The organism is Photobacterium piscicola, assembly GCF_900166965.1.
Taxonomy (GTDB): Bacteria; Pseudomonadota; Gammaproteobacteria; order Enterobacterales; family Vibrionaceae; genus Photobacterium; species Photobacterium piscicola.
In genome coordinates this window covers 295,663-314,349 of the sequence record NZ_FUZI01000002.1, presented here as the reverse complement: position 1 = coordinate 314,349, position 18,687 = coordinate 295,663, and the positions used below count along the sequence as shown (strand labels likewise).

At 40.2% G+C, this 18,687-nt stretch carries 19 protein-coding genes and 1 riboswitch; of the genes, 10 read left to right on the top strand and 9 right to left on the bottom strand.

Annotation, left to right across the window (positions count from 1 at the left end; genetic code table 11):
• Positions 1 to 6: 6 nt before the first annotated feature.
• The 6 genes from yoaA (at position 7) to rnd (ending at position 7,601) form a co-directional block, all read left to right on the top strand.
• Complete coding sequence (gene yoaA, locus CZ809_RS07665) at positions 7 to 1,965, top strand: DNA repair helicase YoaA (RefSeq protein ID WP_080156833.1); 1,959 nt, start codon at positions 7 to 9, stop codon at positions 1,963 to 1,965.
• Entirely contained in the window at positions 1,966 to 2,667 is a 702-nt protein-coding gene (gene tsaB, locus CZ809_RS07660; RefSeq protein ID WP_080156832.1) for a tRNA (adenosine(37)-N6)-threonylcarbamoyltransferase complex dimerization subunit type 1 TsaB, read from the top strand. It abuts the gene before it with no gap.
• A 345-nt stretch (positions 2,668 to 3,012) separates the two neighbouring features.
• Positions 3,013 to 3,582, top strand: coding sequence for a Slp family lipoprotein (locus CZ809_RS07655; RefSeq protein ID WP_080156831.1), 570 nt, complete (start codon positions 3,013 to 3,015; stop codon positions 3,580 to 3,582).
• Positions 3,583 to 3,587: 5 nt separating this feature from the next.
• The gene (locus CZ809_RS07650; protein WP_080156830.1) at positions 3,588 to 4,466 is read left to right on the top strand and encodes an alpha/beta hydrolase; all 879 of its coding nucleotides are present in this window, start codon (positions 3,588 to 3,590) and stop codon (positions 4,464 to 4,466) included.
• Between the two features lie 164 nt (positions 4,467 to 4,630).
• Positions 4,631 to 6,322: a long-chain-fatty-acid--CoA ligase FadD gene (gene fadD / locus CZ809_RS07645; RefSeq protein WP_080156829.1), complete on the top strand. Its 1,692-nt coding sequence runs from the start codon at positions 4,631 to 4,633 to the stop codon at positions 6,320 to 6,322.
• Between the two features lie 154 nt (positions 6,323 to 6,476).
• On the top strand, positions 6,477 to 7,601 hold the full coding sequence (gene rnd, locus CZ809_RS07640) for a ribonuclease D (RefSeq protein ID WP_080156828.1): 1,125 nt from the start codon (positions 6,477 to 6,479) through the stop codon (positions 7,599 to 7,601).
• Positions 7,602 to 7,699: 98 nt separating this feature from the next.
• On the opposite strand, the gene minE is transcribed toward rnd, so the two are convergent.
• Genes minE through minC form a run of 3 tightly spaced genes read right to left on the bottom strand, consistent with a single transcriptional unit; the run spans position 7,700 to position 9,511 of the window.
• Positions 7,700 to 7,963, bottom strand: coding sequence for a cell division topological specificity factor MinE (minE, locus tag CZ809_RS07635; protein ID WP_045026762.1), 264 nt, complete (start codon positions 7,961 to 7,963; stop codon positions 7,700 to 7,702).
• 6 nt (positions 7,964 to 7,969) lie between these two features.
• Positions 7,970 to 8,782, bottom strand: coding sequence for a septum site-determining protein MinD (gene minD, locus CZ809_RS07630; RefSeq protein WP_045037275.1), 813 nt, complete (start codon positions 8,780 to 8,782; stop codon positions 7,970 to 7,972).
• 24 nt (positions 8,783 to 8,806) lie between these two features.
• Positions 8,807 to 9,511: a septum site-determining protein MinC gene (minC, locus tag CZ809_RS07625; RefSeq protein WP_080156827.1), complete on the bottom strand. Its 705-nt coding sequence runs from the start codon at positions 9,509 to 9,511 to the stop codon at positions 8,807 to 8,809.
• 222 nt (positions 9,512 to 9,733) lie between these two features.
• Here minC and CZ809_RS07620 point away from each other — a divergent pair, with 222 nt between their 5' ends.
• Positions 9,734 to 10,006: a YcgL domain-containing protein gene (locus CZ809_RS07620; protein ID WP_080156826.1), complete on the top strand. Its 273-nt coding sequence runs from the start codon at positions 9,734 to 9,736 to the stop codon at positions 10,004 to 10,006.
• Between the two features lie 15 nt (positions 10,007 to 10,021).
• The gene (locus CZ809_RS07615) at positions 10,022 to 10,993 is read left to right on the top strand and encodes a lytic murein transglycosylase (RefSeq protein WP_080156825.1); all 972 of its coding nucleotides are present in this window, start codon (positions 10,022 to 10,024) and stop codon (positions 10,991 to 10,993) included.
• Between the two features lie 209 nt (positions 10,994 to 11,202).
• On the opposite strand, the gene CZ809_RS07610 is transcribed toward CZ809_RS07615, so the two are convergent.
• Complete coding sequence (locus CZ809_RS07610; RefSeq protein WP_080156824.1) at positions 11,203 to 11,598, bottom strand: H-NS family histone-like protein; 396 nt, start codon at positions 11,596 to 11,598, stop codon at positions 11,203 to 11,205.
• A 381-nt stretch (positions 11,599 to 11,979) separates the two neighbouring features.
• Positions 11,980 to 12,161, top strand: a riboswitch (Lysine riboswitch).
• A 108-nt stretch (positions 12,162 to 12,269) separates the two neighbouring features.
• Here CZ809_RS07610 and CZ809_RS07605 point away from each other — a divergent pair.
• A complete protein-coding gene (locus CZ809_RS07605) occupies positions 12,270 to 13,862 on the top strand; it encodes a Na+/H+ antiporter NhaC family protein (RefSeq protein WP_080156823.1) in 1,593 nt (530 codons plus the stop codon).
• Positions 13,863 to 14,035: 173 nt separating this feature from the next.
• Entirely contained in the window at positions 14,036 to 14,614 is a 579-nt protein-coding gene (locus CZ809_RS07600; protein ID WP_080156822.1) for a thymidine kinase, read from the top strand.
• A gap of 168 nt (positions 14,615 to 14,782) precedes the next feature.
• On the opposite strand, the gene hisIE is transcribed toward CZ809_RS07600, so the two are convergent.
• The 5 genes from hisIE to hisB are packed head-to-tail and all read right to left on the bottom strand — an operon-like array spanning position 14,783 to position 18,673.
• Positions 14,783 to 15,403 carry a bifunctional phosphoribosyl-AMP cyclohydrolase/phosphoribosyl-ATP diphosphatase HisIE gene (gene hisIE, locus CZ809_RS07595; protein WP_080156821.1) on the bottom strand — a complete coding sequence of 207 codons (621 nt, stop codon included), beginning with the start codon at positions 15,401 to 15,403 and terminating at the stop codon, positions 14,783 to 14,785.
• Complete coding sequence (gene hisF, locus CZ809_RS07590) at positions 15,400 to 16,173, bottom strand: imidazole glycerol phosphate synthase subunit HisF (RefSeq protein ID WP_080156820.1); 774 nt, start codon at positions 16,171 to 16,173, stop codon at positions 15,400 to 15,402. The genes hisIE and hisF overlap by 4 nt, the downstream gene beginning before the upstream one ends.
• Before the next feature lie 9 nt (positions 16,174 to 16,182).
• Positions 16,183 to 16,917: a 1-(5-phosphoribosyl)-5-[(5-phosphoribosylamino)methylideneamino]imidazole-4-carboxamide isomerase gene (hisA, locus tag CZ809_RS07585; protein ID WP_080156819.1), complete on the bottom strand. Its 735-nt coding sequence runs from the start codon at positions 16,915 to 16,917 to the stop codon at positions 16,183 to 16,185.
• 32 nt (positions 16,918 to 16,949) lie between these two features.
• Positions 16,950 to 17,600 carry an imidazole glycerol phosphate synthase subunit HisH gene (gene hisH / locus CZ809_RS07580; RefSeq protein ID WP_080156818.1) on the bottom strand — a complete coding sequence of 217 codons (651 nt, stop codon included), beginning with the start codon at positions 17,598 to 17,600 and terminating at the stop codon, positions 16,950 to 16,952.
• On the bottom strand, positions 17,600 to 18,673 hold the full coding sequence (gene hisB / locus CZ809_RS07575) for a bifunctional histidinol-phosphatase/imidazoleglycerol-phosphate dehydratase HisB (RefSeq protein ID WP_144396179.1): 1,074 nt from the start codon (positions 18,671 to 18,673) through the stop codon (positions 17,600 to 17,602). The genes hisH and hisB overlap by 1 nt, the downstream gene beginning before the upstream one ends.
• Positions 18,674 to 18,687: the final 14 nt, after the last annotated feature.

Below are 18,687 nucleotides of genomic sequence, written 5' to 3'. Positions count from 1 at the left end.
AAGTGAATGATAGCTAAGTTTTTTGCCGCTGGTGGTGCGTTAGATAAAGCCATTCCCGGATTTCAAGCTCGACAATCTCAAATTGATATGGCAAAAGCGGTAGCTGATGCGATTAAACAACAATCACAGTTAGTGGTTGAGGCAGGGACGGGAACAGGTAAAACATTTGCCTATTTGGTGCCAGCATTAGTCAGTGGTAAAAAAGCCATCATCAGTACGGGGTCAAAAAACCTTCAAGAGCAATTATTTCATCGTGACTTACCCTTAATGGCAACTGCACTTGGGTTTACAGGAAAAGTGGCTTTATTGAAAGGGCGTTCAAACTATTTATGTATAGATCGCCTCAGCCGCCAGATCACTGAAAGCCATGGCGATCACTCAGATCCTGTCATGCTGAGTTTATTGATTAAAACCCGCCAGTGGTCATCAGCCTCTAAAACAGGGGATCTGGGGGAATGTGAAGAAATAGCTGAAGATAGCCCTGTGATCCCGATGATCACCTCGACCAACGATAATTGCCTTGGCAGAGAATGTCCGTCTTATGATGATTGCTTTGTAGTGAAAGCGCGTCGTAAAGCGATGGAGGCTGATATCGTGGTCGTTAACCATCATCTCTTCTTAGCGGATATTGCTATTAAAGAAACTGGTTTTGGAGAGCTAATTCCTGAAGCTGAAGTATTTATTTTTGATGAAGCCCATCAGATCCCTGATATTGCGAGTCAATATTTTGGTCAAAATCTATCGAGCCGGCAGTTAATTGAATTAGCAAAAGATATTGAAATTGGCTATCGCACTGAAGCGAAAGATATGCGCCAACTGCAAAAGGCAGCGGCTCGTTTACAACAAGCGGCGTTTGAAATGCGGATTATTTTGGGCGATCCCGGTTTTCGTGGTAATTGGCGTGAAGCTTCAAAAACACCCGCGGTACAACGTGAATTAGTACGTCTTAATGATGCCCTTGATTTAATTTATGATGTGCTTAAATTAGCCTTAGGGCGTAGTCAATTATTAGATTCGGCCTTTGAACGAGCGACTCTATTAAAAGCTCGCTTAAAACGAGTAATGGATACCAGCATTATGGGGTATTCGTATTGGTATGAGTGTACGCCACGACAATTTAGTTTAAATATTACGCCGTTATCTGTGGCTGATAAGTTCAGTGAGCGTATGGCTGAACAGAAAGGGGCGTGGATTTTTACTTCAGCAACCTTAGCTGTTGATGATGACTTTAGCCATTTTAGTCACCGCTTAGGGCTGCAACCGAAACAACAATTTTCATTAGAGAGCCCCTTTGATTATGCAACTCAAGCTTTGTTGTGTGTGCCGCGGCATCTACCTGAACCTAATAGTTATGGATTAGCAGATAAGTTAGTTGAGATGTTAACCCCGGTCATTGAAGCTAATGATGGACGTTGTTTCTTCTTGTGTACCTCGCATCAAATGGTACGAGATCTTGCCGAAGGCTTTCGTGCTCGACTAGATTTACCCGTACTAGCACAAGGTGAAACCAGTAAACAAAAGCTGTTAGCGGAATATCTTGAACGAGGTAATGCATTATTAGTTGCGACGGGGGCGTTTTGGGAAGGCATTGATGTTAGAGGCCAAGCCCTTAGCTGTGTTATCATAGACAAATTACCGTTTACAGCACCCGATGATCCATTATTAAAAGCACGTATTGAAGATTGTCGCCTTCGTGGAGGAGATCCCTTTGCTGAGGTACAAGTACCTGATGCTGTGATCACCTTAAAGCAAGGTGTCGGCCGTTTAATTCGTGATACTCAAGATAAAGGGGTATTAGTGATTTGCGATAATCGTTTAGTCACTCGTGCTTATGGCGCTGTATTTTTGAGAAGTTTACCGCCAATTCCACGCACGCGAAGTGTCGAAGGGGTTAGCGAATTTTTGTCGAGTTTAACGGATATGAATCTATCTGTTACTGACGAGACCCAACATTCAGAGGCTTGAATGAGCACCAAAATTCTGGCAGTAGATACTGCAACTGAAAACTGTTCTGTCGCGCTAATGATCGGCGATGACGTTATTTCTCGCTGTGAATATGCTCCTCGTGAGCACACGACGAAAATTTTACCTATGATTGATGCAGTTCTTGCTGACGCTGGCGTAAAGCTAAAGCAGCTTGATGCATTAGCATATGGTCGTGGTCCTGGTAGCTTTACCGGTGTTCGTATTGGTATTGGTATTGCACAAGGGTTAGCCTTTGGTGCTAACTTACCGATGATTGGGGTATCTACTTTAGCGGCTATGGCGCAAGGTACGTTCCGTTTGCATCAAGCTGATCATGTATTGACGGCGATTGATGCCCGCATGGGTGAGCTTTACTGGGGACAATACCAGCGTAAAACTGATGGTGATTGGCTATTATTGGGCAATGAGCAAGTAATTGCACCTGATGTTTTATTAGCGAACGTACAAGCTGATACCAATGCATGGTTAACAGCAGGTACAGGCTGGGAAGCGTACCCTGAACTATTAAATCAATTACCATTGCAAGCGCAATTAGGTAGTGTGCTTTATCCTGATTCACAAGATATGGTGCATTTGGCTAAATATGCTTTTGCTCGTGGTGAAATTGTTGCAGCAGAAGCCGCAAGTCCGGTTTATTTACGTGATACTGTGACGTGGAAGAAATTGCCTGGTCGCGAGTAATATTATCGATATCAACATTGTTTGTAATGGCTGATAACATTGCGTAAAAACACGAAGAGTGGCAGTTTTACTGATCACTCTTCGTATTTTATATCCCCTTATTCTATTAAGTCTGACTTTCTTTTCTACTATGGCATCTACAATTATGTACACCGAATAGCAATTATTCGTGTTTCTATACCATTGCCCGCGCTAGCTGTAGCCATATTCGTTTTCTCTCTCGTTATTTTAAAGCCTGTATTATTGATGACATAAGATCACGTACTATTCCTGTTGAGATAGGAATTCAGTAGTGAGATATGTTATTTTTTGTCGAGTTATTAAACAAATGTGTGGAGGTTTTAGATGTTTGGTAAGCTATTTCTTGGGGTGATATTAGTGTTTATGGTAGGCTGCGCGAGCTTACCTGCAACGTTAGTAACGAAATCAAAAGATCCTATTACTGATTTAACGGTTATTCTGCAGCACCCTCAGGCGAATGAAGGTAAAGATGTTCGTCTTGGTGGTGTTATTGCTTCGATTCGTAATGAACAGCAACAAACACGTATTGAAATGGTGGCGATGCCATTAACGGCTGATGGTCGTCCAATATTACATGCACAATCTCAAGGACGGTTTATTGCTTATGTTCATGGCTTTTTAGAGCCAATTGAATATGCCAAAGGTCGTCTATTGACGGTTGCTGGGCAATTTTCCGGTGATGAGCAGGGAAAAATAGGGCAATACCCATATACTTTTCCGGTGGTGCAAGTATCTGGTGAGCAACTATGGCAAGTACAACAACAGGTACAATTAGATGATCCGTTTTGGACGCGTCAGCCTTGTTATTCATTTAATTGTGATCGATGGGGTAATGATTTAATGATGCCTAATTTCGGGGTTAACGGCCGAATTGTTGAACGAGTAGTCTTATAACTGTTATGAAAGAGATAACGCTAACGCTAGCAGAGTATAACCTTGCTGCTTGTAGCAGTATTGATGTAATGACGCCAGTAAGTACCTCAAGACCCTTAGTGGTGCTTTTACATGGCTGGCAAGATAATGCCGCTACGTTTGCATCATTATGGCCGTTATTAATCACTGATTATGACATTATTGCACTGGATTGGCCTGGACATGGTAAATCTGATTATAAAAGTGCCGATAATTATTACCATTTTGTTGATTATATTGATGATTTGCATCAAGTTATCATGCAGTTTAAACCTGCAAAAGTACATCTTATTGGTCATTCACTTGGGGCTATTGTTGCGGGATGTTATGCCGCGATATTTCCTGAATATGTCGATAAAATTGTATTAATTGAAGGATTGTCACCATTAACTGAACCTCCGCATATGGCAGCAGAGCGGTTACGAATGGGCATAATCAGTCGACAGCGTTATCGTCGACAACAACAACGTTTGCAGCAGCGTTCAATGGCGACATTTGAAGAAGCTGTGACGCTTCGTGCGAACGTAAATCGATTACCAGCCTCGTTACTTGATGCTGTCGTTAAGAGAGCGACAATTGAACGTGATGGCCGCTGGTATTGGCGTCATGATCCTCGTCTTCGTTGTGATTCTTTATACCGAATGGCACAACAACATGCGCAGGCTTTGTTAAGTAGTATTCAAGCACCTGTATTATCGATTATCGGTACAGATGGCTACGCGACATTACGCCAATGTGATGCTAATGGATGGGGTATTAACGATTTTACACAAGTGATGGTGTTCGGGGGACATCATTGTCATTTACAAAGTTCGAATGATGTTTATCGTCATATTCGAGCCTTTATCCCCACTCAATTAGATTAATTATTGATTTATCTTTGGTATCAACAGATATCGCCATGGTTCAATTTTTAATCCAAAATTAAATATGCGGTAGTGCCGTTATAACGAATTATATTATTTATAGCATTACCGTTTTGTGAAGTTGATAGGCGCGCACCGCAGTCTAATTTTAAAGGAGAGTGCACGTGGATAAGGTTTGGCTTAGCCGCTATCCGGAAGATGTACCGGCAGAAATTAACCCAGATGAATATTCATCTTTGGTCGACATGTTTGAACAATCTGTACTTAAATACGCAGATCAAACGGCATTTATCAACATGGGGCAGGTCATGACCTTCCGTAAGTTGGAAGAGCGTAGCCGTGCATTTGCTGCATACTTACAAAATGAGCTTAAACTGCAAAAAGGTGATCGTGTCGCTGTCATGATGCCAAATTTATTGCAATATCCGATTGCATTGTTTGGTATTTTACGCGCTGGGTGTGTAGTAGTGAATGTTAATCCACTTTATACACCGCGAGAATTAGAGCATCAACTTAACGACTCTGGCGCAAAAGCCATTGTTATTGTGTCTAATTTCGCTCATACATTGGAAGCTGTCGTTAAAAATACGTGTGTTAAACATGTTATTTTAACCAGCCTTGGCGATCAATTATCTCGTCCGAAGGGAACATTAGTTAACTTCGTAGTGAAATATATTAAAAAAATGGTGCCGTCATACCATTTACCTCATGCGACCTCAATGCGTATTGCTTTACGTAAAGGGCGCAGAATGCAATATGTTAAGCCATTCATTACTGGCGACGATATGGCCTTTTTACAATACACTGGCGGTACGACAGGTGTTGCTAAGGGTGCCATTCTAACTCACCATAATATGGTGTCTAATGTGATGCAGGCAAAAGGGGCTTATGGTCCTGTATTAAGTGAAGGCCGCGAGTTAATCGTGACTGCACTGCCGTTGTATCATGTGTTTGCTCTGACAGTTAACTGTTTATTGTTGTTGGAAATGGGGGGGCAAAATCTATTGATTACCAACCCTCGTGATATTCCAACGTTCATTAAAGAATTACAACGCTACCCGTTTTCAGCCATTACTGGCGTAAATACGTTATTTAATGCATTAGTGAATAACCCTGATTTTCTTAAATTAGATTTCAGTAATTTACACCTCTCTGTTGGCGGTGGTATGGCCGTTCAACGTGCAGTTGCTGAAAAGTGGCAAAATATCACGGGTAATTATTTACTTGAAGGTTATGGTTTAACAGAGTGTTCGCCATTAGTTGCGGCTTATCCGTATAACCTAACTTACTATAATGGATCTATTGGCTTACCTGTTCCCTCAACTGATGTACGTATGGTTGATGATGAAGGTAACGTGGTTGGTATCGATCAAGTGGGTGAACTGCAAGTACGTGGCCCTCAGGTAATGAAAGGCTATTGGCAGCATCCAGAAGCCACCAAAGAAGTGTTAACCGACGATGGTTGGCTTTCAACGGGTGATATCGTCAAATTTGATGATGAAGGCTTCTTGCATATTGTTGATCGTAAAAAAGACATGATCTTAGTGTCTGGATTTAACGTTTACCCAAATGAAATTGAAGATGTTGTAGCATTGCACGATAAAGTGCTAGAAGTTGCTGCAATTGGCCAGGCACATGAAGTGTCAGGCGAAGTGGTAAAACTTTGTGTGGTTAAACGTGATGATAGTTTAACGCGCGAAGAATTAATTACCCATTGTCGACAGCATTTAACGGGCTATAAAATTCCTAAAATTGTCGAATTTATGGATGATTTACCAAAGACTAACGTTGGTAAAATTTTACGTCGAGTTTTACGTGAAGAGTCAGATAAAAAAGCGCAGCAAACCACTAAGTAGTATCTTTACTGACATACAATAAATGTTGGTTTGATAAAATAGTAGCAACTGATTGTGCTAGCACGTATCTAATGCCGGCTTTTATGCCGGCATTTTACTATAAAATATTTAATTGGCTCTAAAACGGGGTCGTTCTGTCATAAAAAGGTACATTGTGAATTTCGAGATTGTTACAACAACTGAGCAGCTTCGCCTACGGTGTGAGTCAGCACGTCAGCATACAGCTGTTATGCTTGATACTGAATTTGTACGTACGCGAACGCTTTACCCTCGTTTAGGTCTGATTCAACTGTTTGATGGTGAATATTTATCACTGATTGATCCGCTTAATGTTGAAGATATGGAACCATTATGGGCATTACTGCGTGATCAGTCTGTGATTAAAGTACTGCATGCCTGTGGTGAAGATCTTGAAGTCTTTCAGCACCATGCTGGCTGTTTACCTGTACCGATGCTTGATACTCAAATTATGGCTGCATTTCTAGGTCATGGCATTTCAACGGGGTTTGGTGCATTAGTTAAGGAATATGTGGGCGTTGAGCTTGATAAAGGCGAAGCACGTACAAATTGGTTAGCTCGTCCATTGACTGACAAACAATTAGATTATGCCGCTGCCGATGTGCATTATCTTAAGCCGTTATATGAAACGCTATTGGCTAAAGTTGAAGCTGCTGGGTATATGGAAGCTTTACAGCAAGAATGTAATGCAATCATGTTACGTCGAACAAAAGTACTTGATCCTAATAAAGCGTATCTTGATATTAAAAATGCTTGGCAATTAACACCAAAGCAATTGGCTATATTACAGCAACTGGCAGCTTGGCGTGTTCGTGAAGCAAGAAAGCGTGATATTGCACTTAACTTTATCGTTAAAGAATTACATTTGTGGAAATTGGCTCGTTTAGAAATAACTTCGCGTTCAGTGCTTGAAAAAGAAGGCTTTGAGCCGATGGAAATTCAGCGTCATGGTAACCGTTTATTAAAAATGGTACATGATTGTGATGCGATTAATTACAAAGATTACCCGCAGGCAATTGAACGTTTAGTTGATTTTCCTGGCTATAAACAAATGGTCAAACGTTTAAAAGATGTGGTGACAGACGTTGAATTAACAACAGGATTAGCCCCTGAATTTTTAGCGTCTAAAAAGCAAATTCACCAATTACTTTCATGGGCATGGAAATATCAACGTGCAGATGAAAAACGTCCAGAAATGCTAAAAAACTGGCGTCAGGGTTTATTTGAATCTCGTGTTTTAGCAATACTGGATGAAAAATAAGTTGGGTGTCGTAATGGTATAAGTTAAGCGACGTATTATAGCGATAATAATAACCAAAGAATAAAAAGCCCCGCCAAGTGATACTTAGCGGGGCTTTATTATTTTTCTTCGTCAGGTAATGTGACGTTAAGTTCTAGTACCGATAACTCATCACCGTTATGGTCTAGATTTACTGAAACATGTTCAGGATTAATCTGAACATATTTGCTGATAACAGCTAAGATATCGCGCTTAAGCTGTGGAAGGTAGGCTGGAGATTTCTGTCCAGCACTACGTCTTTCAGCAACAATAATTTGTAGCCGTTCTTTTGCTACATTTGCAGTTTTCGCTCTTTTCGGGCGGAAAAACTCGAGCAGTGCCATAGCCACTTAGCCTCCAAATAGACGTTTTAGGAAGCCTTTCTTTTCTTCTTCTAAGAAACGGAAAGGACGATCTTCACCAAGTAGACGTGCAACAGTGTCTTCATAGGCTAGTCCTGCATCGGAACCTTTATCAAAGATAACGGGTTCACCTTTGTTGGATGCATTCAATACTGCTTGGCTTTCAGGGATAACACCAAGTAGTGGAATGTGAAGAATTTCTTCAACATCTTGTACACTTAGCATTTCACCTTGGTTAACGCGTGCAGGATTGTAACGTGTAAGTAAAAGGTGTTGTTTAACTGGTTCACGGCCTTTTTCTGCACGACGAGACTTCGAATCTAGAATACCTAGGATACGGTCAGAGTCACGAACTGAAGACACTTCAGGGTTCGTTGTTACAATCGCTTCATCTGCAAAATACAGCGCCATTAAGGCACCTGTTTCGATACCAGCTGGTGAGTCACAGATAATAAAATCGAAACCCATTTTGGCTAGTTCTTTAAATACTTTTTCGACACCATTACGGGACAGCGCGTCTTTATCGCGTGTTTGTGAGGCTGGCAATACAAAAAGATTATCCACACGCTTATCTTTAATTAGCGCCTGGCTTAGATTTGCTTCGCCATTAATAACATTAACGAAGTCATAAACGACACGGCGTTCACAACCCATAATGAGATCGAGATTACGCAGGCCGATATCAAAATCGATAACTGCAGTTTTTTTACCGCTCAGTGCTAGACCAGATGCAAGAGCAGCACTTGATGTTGTTTTACCAACGCCGCCTTTACCTGAGGTAACAACGATAATTCGTGCCATTTACTCAATTCCTTCTTAAAACTTTTATAAAGCTAGGTGTTCTATACTGAGATTATTGTCTTCAAGAGATATGACAACACCTTTGCCCCAAAACTCTTCCTGAATGTTATCACTCAGCCAGTAGTTTCCCGCAACAGAAATTAGTTCAGATTGTAAGTTTTGACAGAAAATTGTCGCACTTTGCTCACCATTTGCACCCGCAATAGCGCGCCCACGTAGCGTGCCATAAATATGGATACAACCATCGGAAAGAATTTCTGCACCAGCACTGACATTACTGAGAATAACGAGATCACGATTACGAGCATAAATTTGCTGCCCAGAACGAACAGGTGTACGAATAATTAACGTTGGTTCTTTATTATCTGTACTTACTGGGGTATCTAATGTTTCAGTTAAAAATTCAGATGGCTCATCTTTAACTGGTCTTGCCGCATTCATAATAGCAAAACCAGCTGCTTTTGCTTGTGTTTGCTGTGTTTTATTTTTACAACCACCAATACCGACAGGGATCATACCTGCATCGATCACTCCCGCTTTTAGTTGTTCAAAATTAATATCTGTATCAACTTGTGAGATATCAATAACAACGGGTGCAGAAGCGAAAAAATTTGGTGCAAGTTCAACTTTGTCTTTTAGCTGATTAGTTACTTTACTAATGTCATTATCAACTAAATGAAGAGCAGAGAGCGTGAACGAGCTCCCTTTTAGTTCAGCTATCTTGGTCATAGGTATATTATGGCTAAGATTTTAAATTAACCATTTAGTTCATTATCACAAAGGTACTAGCATGGTATATTTACTCGCGGTTAGGGGCAAGCTATCCTTGCGCTGACGTTGGTTTTTCAGACAAACTTCTCACACAATTAACTTAAAACTGAGTCAATAGTGAATGATTGCTCGTAATCTTGTGCTGAAATGTATGGCGCATAAATGAAATAGGCTAATTATATGTTGTGTTCAATCTACAAAAGTTTAAAAAAAGACAATACTTATCTCTACATTAATAAAAAAGATGATTTTGCGGACGTGCCCGCACAATTAATGTCGACCTTTGGCAAACCTCAATTTGTTATGGTAATCAAGCTAGAAGGTAGAACGTTGGCACTGGCTGATGTTGAGAAAGTAAAAGAAGCATTGGGTACTGTAGGTTTTTATTTACAGGTACCACCACCAGTGACTAATTTATTAGAACAATATAAGGCTGATAAAGCCGCTAAATAATAAAATAAGGCTATTATGTATAAGCGTTTGATATCGATTTTTGTTGCCCTTGGGGTTGGAATGTCCTCTTCTGCATTTGCTAATGAAGAAGGATTTGATGCCTATGTGGATAAATTAAAAGTAGAAGCGCGTGAAAAAGGTATTTCTGAACCGATAATCGGTGCCGCATTTAACGGTATTAAATATACAGCGCATGCTGTTAAAGCTGATAATAATCAACCTGAAAAGAAACTGTTATTAGAGCAATATATTACTCGTGCAGTGCCTGACTGGAAAGTAAAGCAAGCGAATCGTCTCTATCAACAAAATAAAGAAGCGTTAGAACGTATTGGTAAACAATATGGTGTTCAACCGCGGTTTATTGTCGCTTTATGGGGCGTAGAAAGTAATTTTGGCAAGATTCAAGGTAATTACAATGTTGTTGAAGCATTAGCAACATTGGCTTATGACGGTCGTCGTGAAACTCTATTTCGTAAACAAGTCATGGCTGCATTAGAAATATTACAAGATGGTCATATTACGATTGATGATATGAAGGGATCTTGGGCTGGTGCGATGGGTCAGTGCCAATTTATGCCAACCTCTTATCTTACTTATGCTGTTGATGGTAACGACGACGGTAAAGCGGATATTTGGAATACAAAAGCGGATGTTTTTGCCTCAGCGGCTAATTATTTAAAACTTTCTGGCTGGAATAGTGAATATACGTGGGGACGTCCAGTTAAGTTGTCACAAGTATTAGCTGAGAGTTATGAAGGTACGGAAACAGAAAAAGGAAAGACACTGGCAGAATGGAAAAAATTAGGTGTGATGAATAGCAGTCATGGTGCATTACCTGCTGCTGATATTCAAGCATGGTTAATTCAGCCTGATGGCGGTGAAGGTAAGTCCTATCTAATATATGAAAACTATCGAACATTACTTAAATGGAATCGTTCGCATTATTTTGCTTTAGCAGTAAGTGCATTAGCTGATCGTATTCAATAACACAGTTATTATTAGATCTGTATACAAGTTTAATGAGTGATAAAAAAGCTAGGCATTAATGTCTGGCTTTTTTGTTATTTATGATTGCCACTAATATATATTGTTTTATTCTTGCTAGCGATATTTATAAGCGAAATAATAATCGTAATATTGATAGCAGATATAAAAAAAGCCTAAACAAGTTAGGCTTCTTTATTTAAAATCTTAGATTAGATTTCAAACTCATCAAGAGATTGACCATCATCTAATGCTTTCTTTAGCGCGCTAGGCGTACGGCCTTGGCCTGTCCATGTCTTTTCATCGCCATTTTCATCGATGAATTTATATTTAGCTGGACGAGTTGCACGTTTAGTTTTTGGTGCTTTTGCTAAACTTGCTAGTAATTCTTCTGGGTCAATACCGTCGGCTAATAGCATTTCACGATATTGAGCTAGTTTTTCATTACGCTCATTTTCTTTAGCTTGTTCTTCAGCTTCAGCTTCTGAACGTTCAGTAACAACTGTTGTTAGTTTATCTAACGCTTCTTCAAGTTGCTCTAGTGTATATTCGCGCGAAAGTGCGCGTAGGCTTCGAAGGTTTAAAAGCGCTTTCATTGCATCAGACATTTTATATTTCCTGTTATTTTTAATTAACTGTAAATAATAATAGCAGCATTAAAACATTTTTTGCAATAGTAATACTTTTATACATTACGTGTAAAACATTTTAATCATTTCTTTATTTAAAAAATAGTTATGTTCGGTATATGACACTATTTATAAAATATTTCTTCATTAAAAGTATAAATATGAGCCAAACAGTTTTAGTTATTGTTGTTGCTCTTTATATGTTAAATGATAATAAAATTAAAAATGGTATACCGCTTCGTTATTGCTGAACCTTTATAGTTGTTGCTAATCCATTTGTGATATCTATTGTTAATAATTTTAACTTACAGTGTTGCAAAGTTGAATCGTTTACGTAGAATGTTTCATTACATCTTTAATGATAAGGGTAGAGGTGCATTGTTTATTAGTAACTAATATGAGGGTGATACCTATGACTATTAGTGAAAGGGGTCAATGCCGAAGTAAGAAGCATATATCAAATACTCTTACTGGGGTTACATTGAATAAGTGTAATACTGCCATAGTAGATAAAGATATAACTATGGAGCGCTACTGTAGAGGCTGGGAAGGCTAACCTTCTTTCTATATACTCAATTTAATATGCCATCATGGTTATATCTAGCAGTAGATCTTCTAACCAGAATTGGTTGTCGTAGAGATTATAAACTTTGATAGATTATTCCCACTCCTTAACATCCATTATTCCGCCATTAGTCGCGCTTGGCTTGGCGATTCTTACGCGTAGAGTTCTATTGTCTTTAGGTACAGGTGTTGTGCTTGGAGCATTATTTCTTAATGATTTTTCTTTCGCTAATACAGCGTCCTATCTTGTTACATCAATCAAAGGGTTATTCATTGCAGAGGATGGCATAAATACTTGGAATATGAGTATTGTGCTGTTTTTAATATTGCTCGGGATGACCACTGCGTTATTAACTTTGTCTGGGGGGACTCGTGCTTTTGCTGAGTGGGCACAGACAAAAATTAAAACCAAACGTGGGGCAAAACTTTTGGCCGCTTTTTTAGGGGTATTCATTTTTGTCGACGACTATTTTAATAGCCTTGCGGTTGGTTCTATTGCCCGTCCAGTGACTGATCGTTTTCAAGTTTCACGTTCAAAGCTTGCTTATATTCTTGATTCAACGGCAGCACCTATGTGTGTATTAATGCCAGCATCAAGTTGGGGAGCTTACATTATTACGCTTATCGGCGGAATATTAGTGACTCACGGCGTTACTGAATATACGCCATTAAGTGCCTTTATGACGTTAGCTCCAATGAATTTTTATGCTATTTTTGCATTAGCAATGGTGTTTGTGGTGTCATGGTTCCAGTGGGATATTGGACCCATGAGAAAACATGAAAGAGCGGCTTGTCATGGTCGTGGAACTGATGTCGGCGGTGATGTTGATGATCAGGCGAAAGACTTAACAGAAGAGCTCGATATCAAAGAGAGTTTGCAAGGACGAGTTGGTGATTTAGTGTGGCCAATTATTATTCTTATTATTGCTACGTTCTTTTTTATGGTATTTACGGGCTATCAAGTTCTTGTTACAGAAGGTAAGCCATTTTCATTATTAGGCGCTTTTGAAAATACCAATGTTGGCCAAGCATTATGTCTTGGTGGTAGCTTTGGTTTAATTGCCGCGATTATTCCTGTGTTTCGTCAACGTATTGCAGCAAAAGAGATCAGTAACACGCTTTGGGTTGGCGCAAAATCAATGTTTGGTGCAATTTTAATTCTATTGTTTGCATGGAGTATTGGTGGCGTTATTGGTGATATGAAAACGGGACAATATTTATCTACCCTTGTTCAAGGTAATATTAATCCTGCATTACTACCAATGATCCTGTTTTTATTATCAGGCATTATGGCATTCTCAACCGGCACCTCATGGGGAACATTTGGCATAATGTTACCTATTGCTGGTGATCTCGCTGGGGCGACTGAAATTAGTTTAATGTTACCTATGCTTGCGAGTGTGCTTGCAGGTTCGGTGTTTGGTGATCACTGTTCTCCAATATCTGATACGACGATATTGTCATCGACAGGTGCTCGTTGTCATCATATAGATCATGTAGCGACCCAATTACCTTATGCATTATCTGTGGCCGTTATTTCTGCGATTGGATTCTTAACCTTAGGGATTACAGATTCATTAGCATTAGCATTTTTAGTGGCAACTGTTGCATTTATATTAATGTGTTTCCTTTTATCATGGTTGTCGAGCCGACCATTAAAAGGGGCGGCATTGCGTTAATAGTAAACGTTATTAAAATAACCCAATGGGCGTAAATTGAACCAGTTGATGATGATCAACTGGTTTTTTTATAGTAACAATAACAGTTGTTGACCTAGGTACTTTCCATTACCAGTAATTTTATGTAGCATCTGCGCGATTTTTAAATGTAATTCGTATGACTAGGAAAGCTAATGGCCCAGATGTATTTCTATTACTCAGCAATGAACGCTGGGAAATCGACCACATTATTACAATCATCATTTAACTACCGTGAGCGCGGCATGACGCCAATTATTTTTACGGCGGCGATTGATGATCGTTTTGGTAAAGGTAAAGTTAGCTCTCGCATTGGTTTACAAGAAGATGCAGAATTATTTAATTCAAAAGATGATTTGTACCAGATATTAATCAACTTTTCGAATGCAGGAAAAATTGATTGTGTGCTAATTGATGAATGCCAATTTTTAACCAAAGAGCAAGTTTATCAATTAACTGAAGTTGTCGATAAATTAGATATTCCAGTGTTATGTTATGGATTACGTACTGATTTTCTTGGCGAGTTATTTGAAGGTAGTCGTTATTTATTATCTTGGGCTGATAAATTAGTTGAGCTAAAAACAATTTGTCACTGTGGTCGTAAAGCAAATATGGTTATTCGTCAAGATGAAGCGGGTAATGCTATTGCTGATGGTAATCAGGTTGAGATTGGTGGTAATGATCTTTACCTCTCAGTGTGCCGAGCGCATTATAAAGAAGCACTGGGGCGATAATACGCATTTAAATGAATAAAAAAAGGAAGCATAGCTTCCTTTTTTTGTGCGGCAATAATAATTTCGTTGCGTAATAAAATAAGTAACATCAGAATAACAGGTGTTGTTTGAATCTTATTGTATGATTTATGAGATTATTACGTATTGCATATTAATGACGATTACTCATTATTGTTGGTGACGTTGTTTAAGTTTATTGATGACATCTTCCAGAGCAAGATTCTGATCTTGTAATAGAACCAATAAGTGGTAAATAAGATCAGCTGATTCACAGACTAATTCCGCTTTATCACCCGACGTTGCCGCAAGCGCGACTTCAACCCCTTCTTCGCCCACTTTCTGCGATATACGTTTGGTACCACGGTTATAGAGGCTCGCGGTGTAAGATGAGTCGGGATCTGCACCTTTACGATCAGCCAGTACTTGTTCAAGTTGATGAAGGAACACCAGTGCCGGTTGAGTATTAGTCGTGTCATCATTACCAAAACAACTAGTGGTGTTTAAATGACAAGTTGGACCAATTGGATCGACTTGAATTAATAACGTATCTTGATCGCAATCGAGCTGAATACTTTTTAGGTGTAATACGTTGCCTGATGTTTCCCCTTTGGTCCATAAGCGATTTTTAGTGCGTGACCAAAAAGTGACTTGTTCAGTGGCTAATGTTTTAGCTAACGCTTCATCATTCATGTAGCCCAGCATTAATACTTGGCCACTGTTGTTATCTTGAATAATAGCGGGGATCAATCCGGCTACTTTTTCCCAATCAATAGATGTTGTTAAACTCATAGTCGAATCTCCAGCTGTTGTTGTTTTAGATAGTGCTTTAACTCACCAATATTAATGATTTGTTTATGAAATACTGATGCCGCCAGTGCGCCATCAACATTGGCGAGTTGAAATGCATCATGAAAGTGTGACATTTCACCCGCGCCACCAGAAGCAATTAAAGGCACGTTACAGACACTGCGTACCATATTGAGTTGATCTAAGTCGTAACCGTTACGCACGCCGTCTTGGTTCATCATATTTAATACGATTTCACCTGCGCCACGACGTTGGACTTCTTCAACCCAATCACGTGTTTGCCATTGAGTGGCTTTGGTACGGCTTTCATCTCCCGTAAATTGATAGACCTGATATTGACCCGTTTCAGCATCAAAATAGGAATCAATACCGACAACAATACATTGCACACCGAACTTATTCGCTAGTGTGGTGATTAATGACGGATCAGCCAATGCTGGTGAATTGATAGAAACTTTATCGGCACCAAATTGAAGAATACGGCTTGCGTCTTCAGCTGATTTGATGCCACCTGCGACACAGAATGGAATATCAATCACTTCTGCAACGCGAGATACCCAGCTTTTATCAACGACTCGGCCATCGCTTGAGGCGGTAATATCATAGAAAACCAGTTCATCTGCACCTTCTTCAGCGTAACGTTTTGCCAGTGGTACGATGTCGCCAATGATTTCGTGATTACGAAATTGGACGCCTTTTACAACCTGACCATCACGGACATCTAAACAAGGAATAATACGTTTAGCTAACATGTGTTCTCCTTAGCTATTCCAACACGTAAACGCTTGTTCAGCGCTAAATTTACCGTCAAGCAGAGCTCGACCCACAATGACGCCAGCCACGCCTGAACCTTTTAATGCTGTAATATCATCAAGTGAGCCAATGCCGCCCGATGATTGAAATTGGACTTGTGGATATTGGCGGCATAAATCAACATACAATTCGACGTTTGAACCTGTGAGTGTGCCATCGCGTGAAATATCAGTACACAAGACGTGTTTTAATCCTACTTTTAGAAAGTCTTCAAGTAGCGTTTCAATGGTGACACCTGAGTCTTCTTGCCAGCCTGATACCGCCACAATACGGTTGCCGTTGTTATCAATATTAATATCAAGGGCTAATACAATATGCTCTGCACCGTATTTTTCGATCCAACCTTTAACCCTTTCTGGTTGTTTAACGGCAGTTGAGCCAATAACTACCCGTTGTGCGCCAGCATGGAGTAAATCACTGACATCTTGTTCGCAGCGTACTCCGCCACCAATTTGAATATTAGCTGGCGTACTTGCCAGTAATTGACGAATAAGCGTCAGTTGGCGTGCTTGAGTATTTTTAGCACCAGTTAAATCAACCAAGTGCAGCCAGTTAGCCCCCGCTTGGTGATAAACGGCAAATTGTTCTGTTGGGTTCACATTATATTCAGTCACTTGTCCGTAATCGCCTTGAAATAGACGCACAACTTGTCCATCGATTAAGTCTAATGCGGGAATAATCATCACATGTCCTTTGTATGGTTATTGCTGATTTTTTATAGTTCTAAGAAGTTCTTTATCAGTTGCGCGCCAGCTTTACTTGAGCGTTCTGGGTGAAACTGCACCCCATAGTAATTACCGCTTTGCACTGCAGCTGTAAAGCTTTGGCCATATTGCGCACTGGCGATGGTTTTGCCACCTTGCTGTGCGGTATTGTCAAACACTGGCATGGCATAGCTATGAACGAAATAAAAATAGCTTCCCGCTGGAATATCTTTAAATAGCGGGTGATTATCTTGTGGTGTAATGGTATTCCAACCCATATGCGGAAGTGGTAACCCCTCTGCTTGGATTTTCTCAACTGGCGCATCACACAAAGCTAAACAGGGAATAATGTCGTTACCATTTTGACCGTGTTCTTGTGATTCTTTGCCAAGTAGCTGCATTCCTAAACAGATACCTAATAACGGTTTGGTTACTTGTTTTACCAAGTTGACTAAATCACGTTGTTGTAGGTTATGCATCGCTTCACTGGCGGTGCCGACACCCGGAAGAAAGAGTTTGTCAGCAGTAAGCACAATCTCAGGATCTTTACTGACGTTCACTTGATAACCTAGACGTTCGATAGCAAAGCGCACTGAGGATACATTGGCACAGCCTGTATCAATAATCACAACCCGTTGTAGAGTGTTGCTTGTTGCTGTCATTACAACACTCCTTTGCTGCTTGGAAGCTCATTACCTTCCACTTTGATCGCTTGGCGCAGCGTTCGTCCAAAGGCTTTAAATAAACTTTCAACAATGTGGTGATCATTATTGCCTGTTGACGATAAGTGCAGCGTACAGGCTAGGGTATCGGTCAATGAACGAAAGAAGTGAGGTACCATTTCCGTAGAAAGATCACCCACACGATCACGACTAAATGTGGCATCAAATTTAAGATAAGGACGACCAGACAAATCTAACGCACATTGTGCCAAACATTCGTCCATCGGTAAGCTAAATCCAAATCGGCCAATACCTCGCTTATCTCCAAGCGCTTGACGTAGTGCTTCACCTAGGGCGAGGGCAGCATCTTCAACACTGTGATGATCATCAATGTGTAAGTCACCATCAACCGTTAATGTCATTTGAAAACCACCGTGAGTGGCGATTTGATCAAGCATGTGATCAAAGAATCCTAATCCGGTTGAAATTGTATTACCGCCCGTTTGATCTAAATTCACTTTGACACGAATATTTGTTTCTTTAGTGGTACGTACCACTTCTGCGATCCGTGGTTGGGTGGTGAGATCGGTGACGATCTGTTGCCAGTTCATGGTTTGCGGGTGGTATTGAATACCTCGGATCGCCATATTTTCTGCTAATTGAAGATCTGTTTGACGATCACCAATCACTGCTGAAGTAGCAAAATCAACGCGACCTTGCTGTAAGTAGTCTTTGACTAACCCCAACTTTGGCTTACGACAACTGCATTGCTGGTGGTCAAAGTGGGGGCAGATCAATACGTCACTAAAGTGAATTCCTTGTGAGCTAAAAATATCCATCATCATCGTATGAGGGGCATCAAAATCAGCTTGGGGATAGCTGTGAGTACCGAGGCCGTCTTGGTTGGTAACCATCACTAAGGTATAACCGGCATTTTGAAGTGCAAGTAATGCCGGAATAACATTGGCTTCAAATTGTAGTTTGTCTAATCGATCAACTTGAAAGTCGACAGGTGGCTCAACAATTAAGGTGCCATCACGGTCGATAAATAGAATTTTCTCTTGGCTCACAATCAATGTCCTTATTA

Excerpts from the sequence above, each read along its gene's own strand:
- hisIE (WP_080156821.1), bottom strand. The coding sequence starts at position 15,403 with ATGAGTTTAACAACATCTATTGATTGGGAAAAAGTAGCCGGATTGATC.
- CZ809_RS07600 (WP_080156822.1), top strand. The coding sequence starts at position 14,036 with ATGGCCCAGATGTATTTCTATTACTCAGCAATGAACGCTGGGAAATCG.
- hisA (WP_080156819.1), bottom strand. The coding sequence starts at position 16,917 with ATGATTATTCCCGCATTAGACTTAATCGATGGACAAGTTGTGCGTCTA.
- CZ809_RS07650 (WP_080156830.1), top strand. The coding sequence starts at position 3,588 with ATGAAAGAGATAACGCTAACGCTAGCAGAGTATAACCTTGCTGCTTGT.
- yoaA (WP_080156833.1), top strand. The coding sequence starts at position 7 with ATGATAGCTAAGTTTTTTGCCGCTGGTGGTGCGTTAGATAAAGCCATT.
- minC (WP_080156827.1), bottom strand. The coding sequence starts at position 9,511 with ATGACCAAGATAGCTGAACTAAAAGGGAGCTCGTTCACGCTCTCTGCT.
- CZ809_RS07610 (WP_080156824.1), bottom strand. The coding sequence starts at position 11,598 with ATGTCTGATGCAATGAAAGCGCTTTTAAACCTTCGAAGCCTACGCGCA.
- minE (WP_045026762.1), bottom strand. The coding sequence starts at position 7,963 with ATGGCACTGCTCGAGTTTTTCCGCCCGAAAAGAGCGAAAACTGCAAAT.
- CZ809_RS07655 (WP_080156831.1), top strand. The coding sequence starts at position 3,013 with ATGTTTGGTAAGCTATTTCTTGGGGTGATATTAGTGTTTATGGTAGGC.
- CZ809_RS07615 (WP_080156825.1), top strand. The coding sequence starts at position 10,022 with ATGTATAAGCGTTTGATATCGATTTTTGTTGCCCTTGGGGTTGGAATG.
- tsaB (WP_080156832.1), top strand. The coding sequence starts at position 1,966 with ATGAGCACCAAAATTCTGGCAGTAGATACTGCAACTGAAAACTGTTCT.
- CZ809_RS07620 (WP_080156826.1), top strand. The coding sequence starts at position 9,734 with ATGTTGTGTTCAATCTACAAAAGTTTAAAAAAAGACAATACTTATCTC.
- minD (WP_045037275.1), bottom strand. The coding sequence starts at position 8,782 with ATGGCACGAATTATCGTTGTTACCTCAGGTAAAGGCGGCGTTGGTAAA.
- hisH (WP_080156818.1), bottom strand. The coding sequence starts at position 17,600 with ATGACAGCAACAAGCAACACTCTACAACGGGTTGTGATTATTGATACA.
- hisF (WP_080156820.1), bottom strand. The coding sequence starts at position 16,173 with ATGTTAGCTAAACGTATTATTCCTTGTTTAGATGTCCGTGATGGTCAG.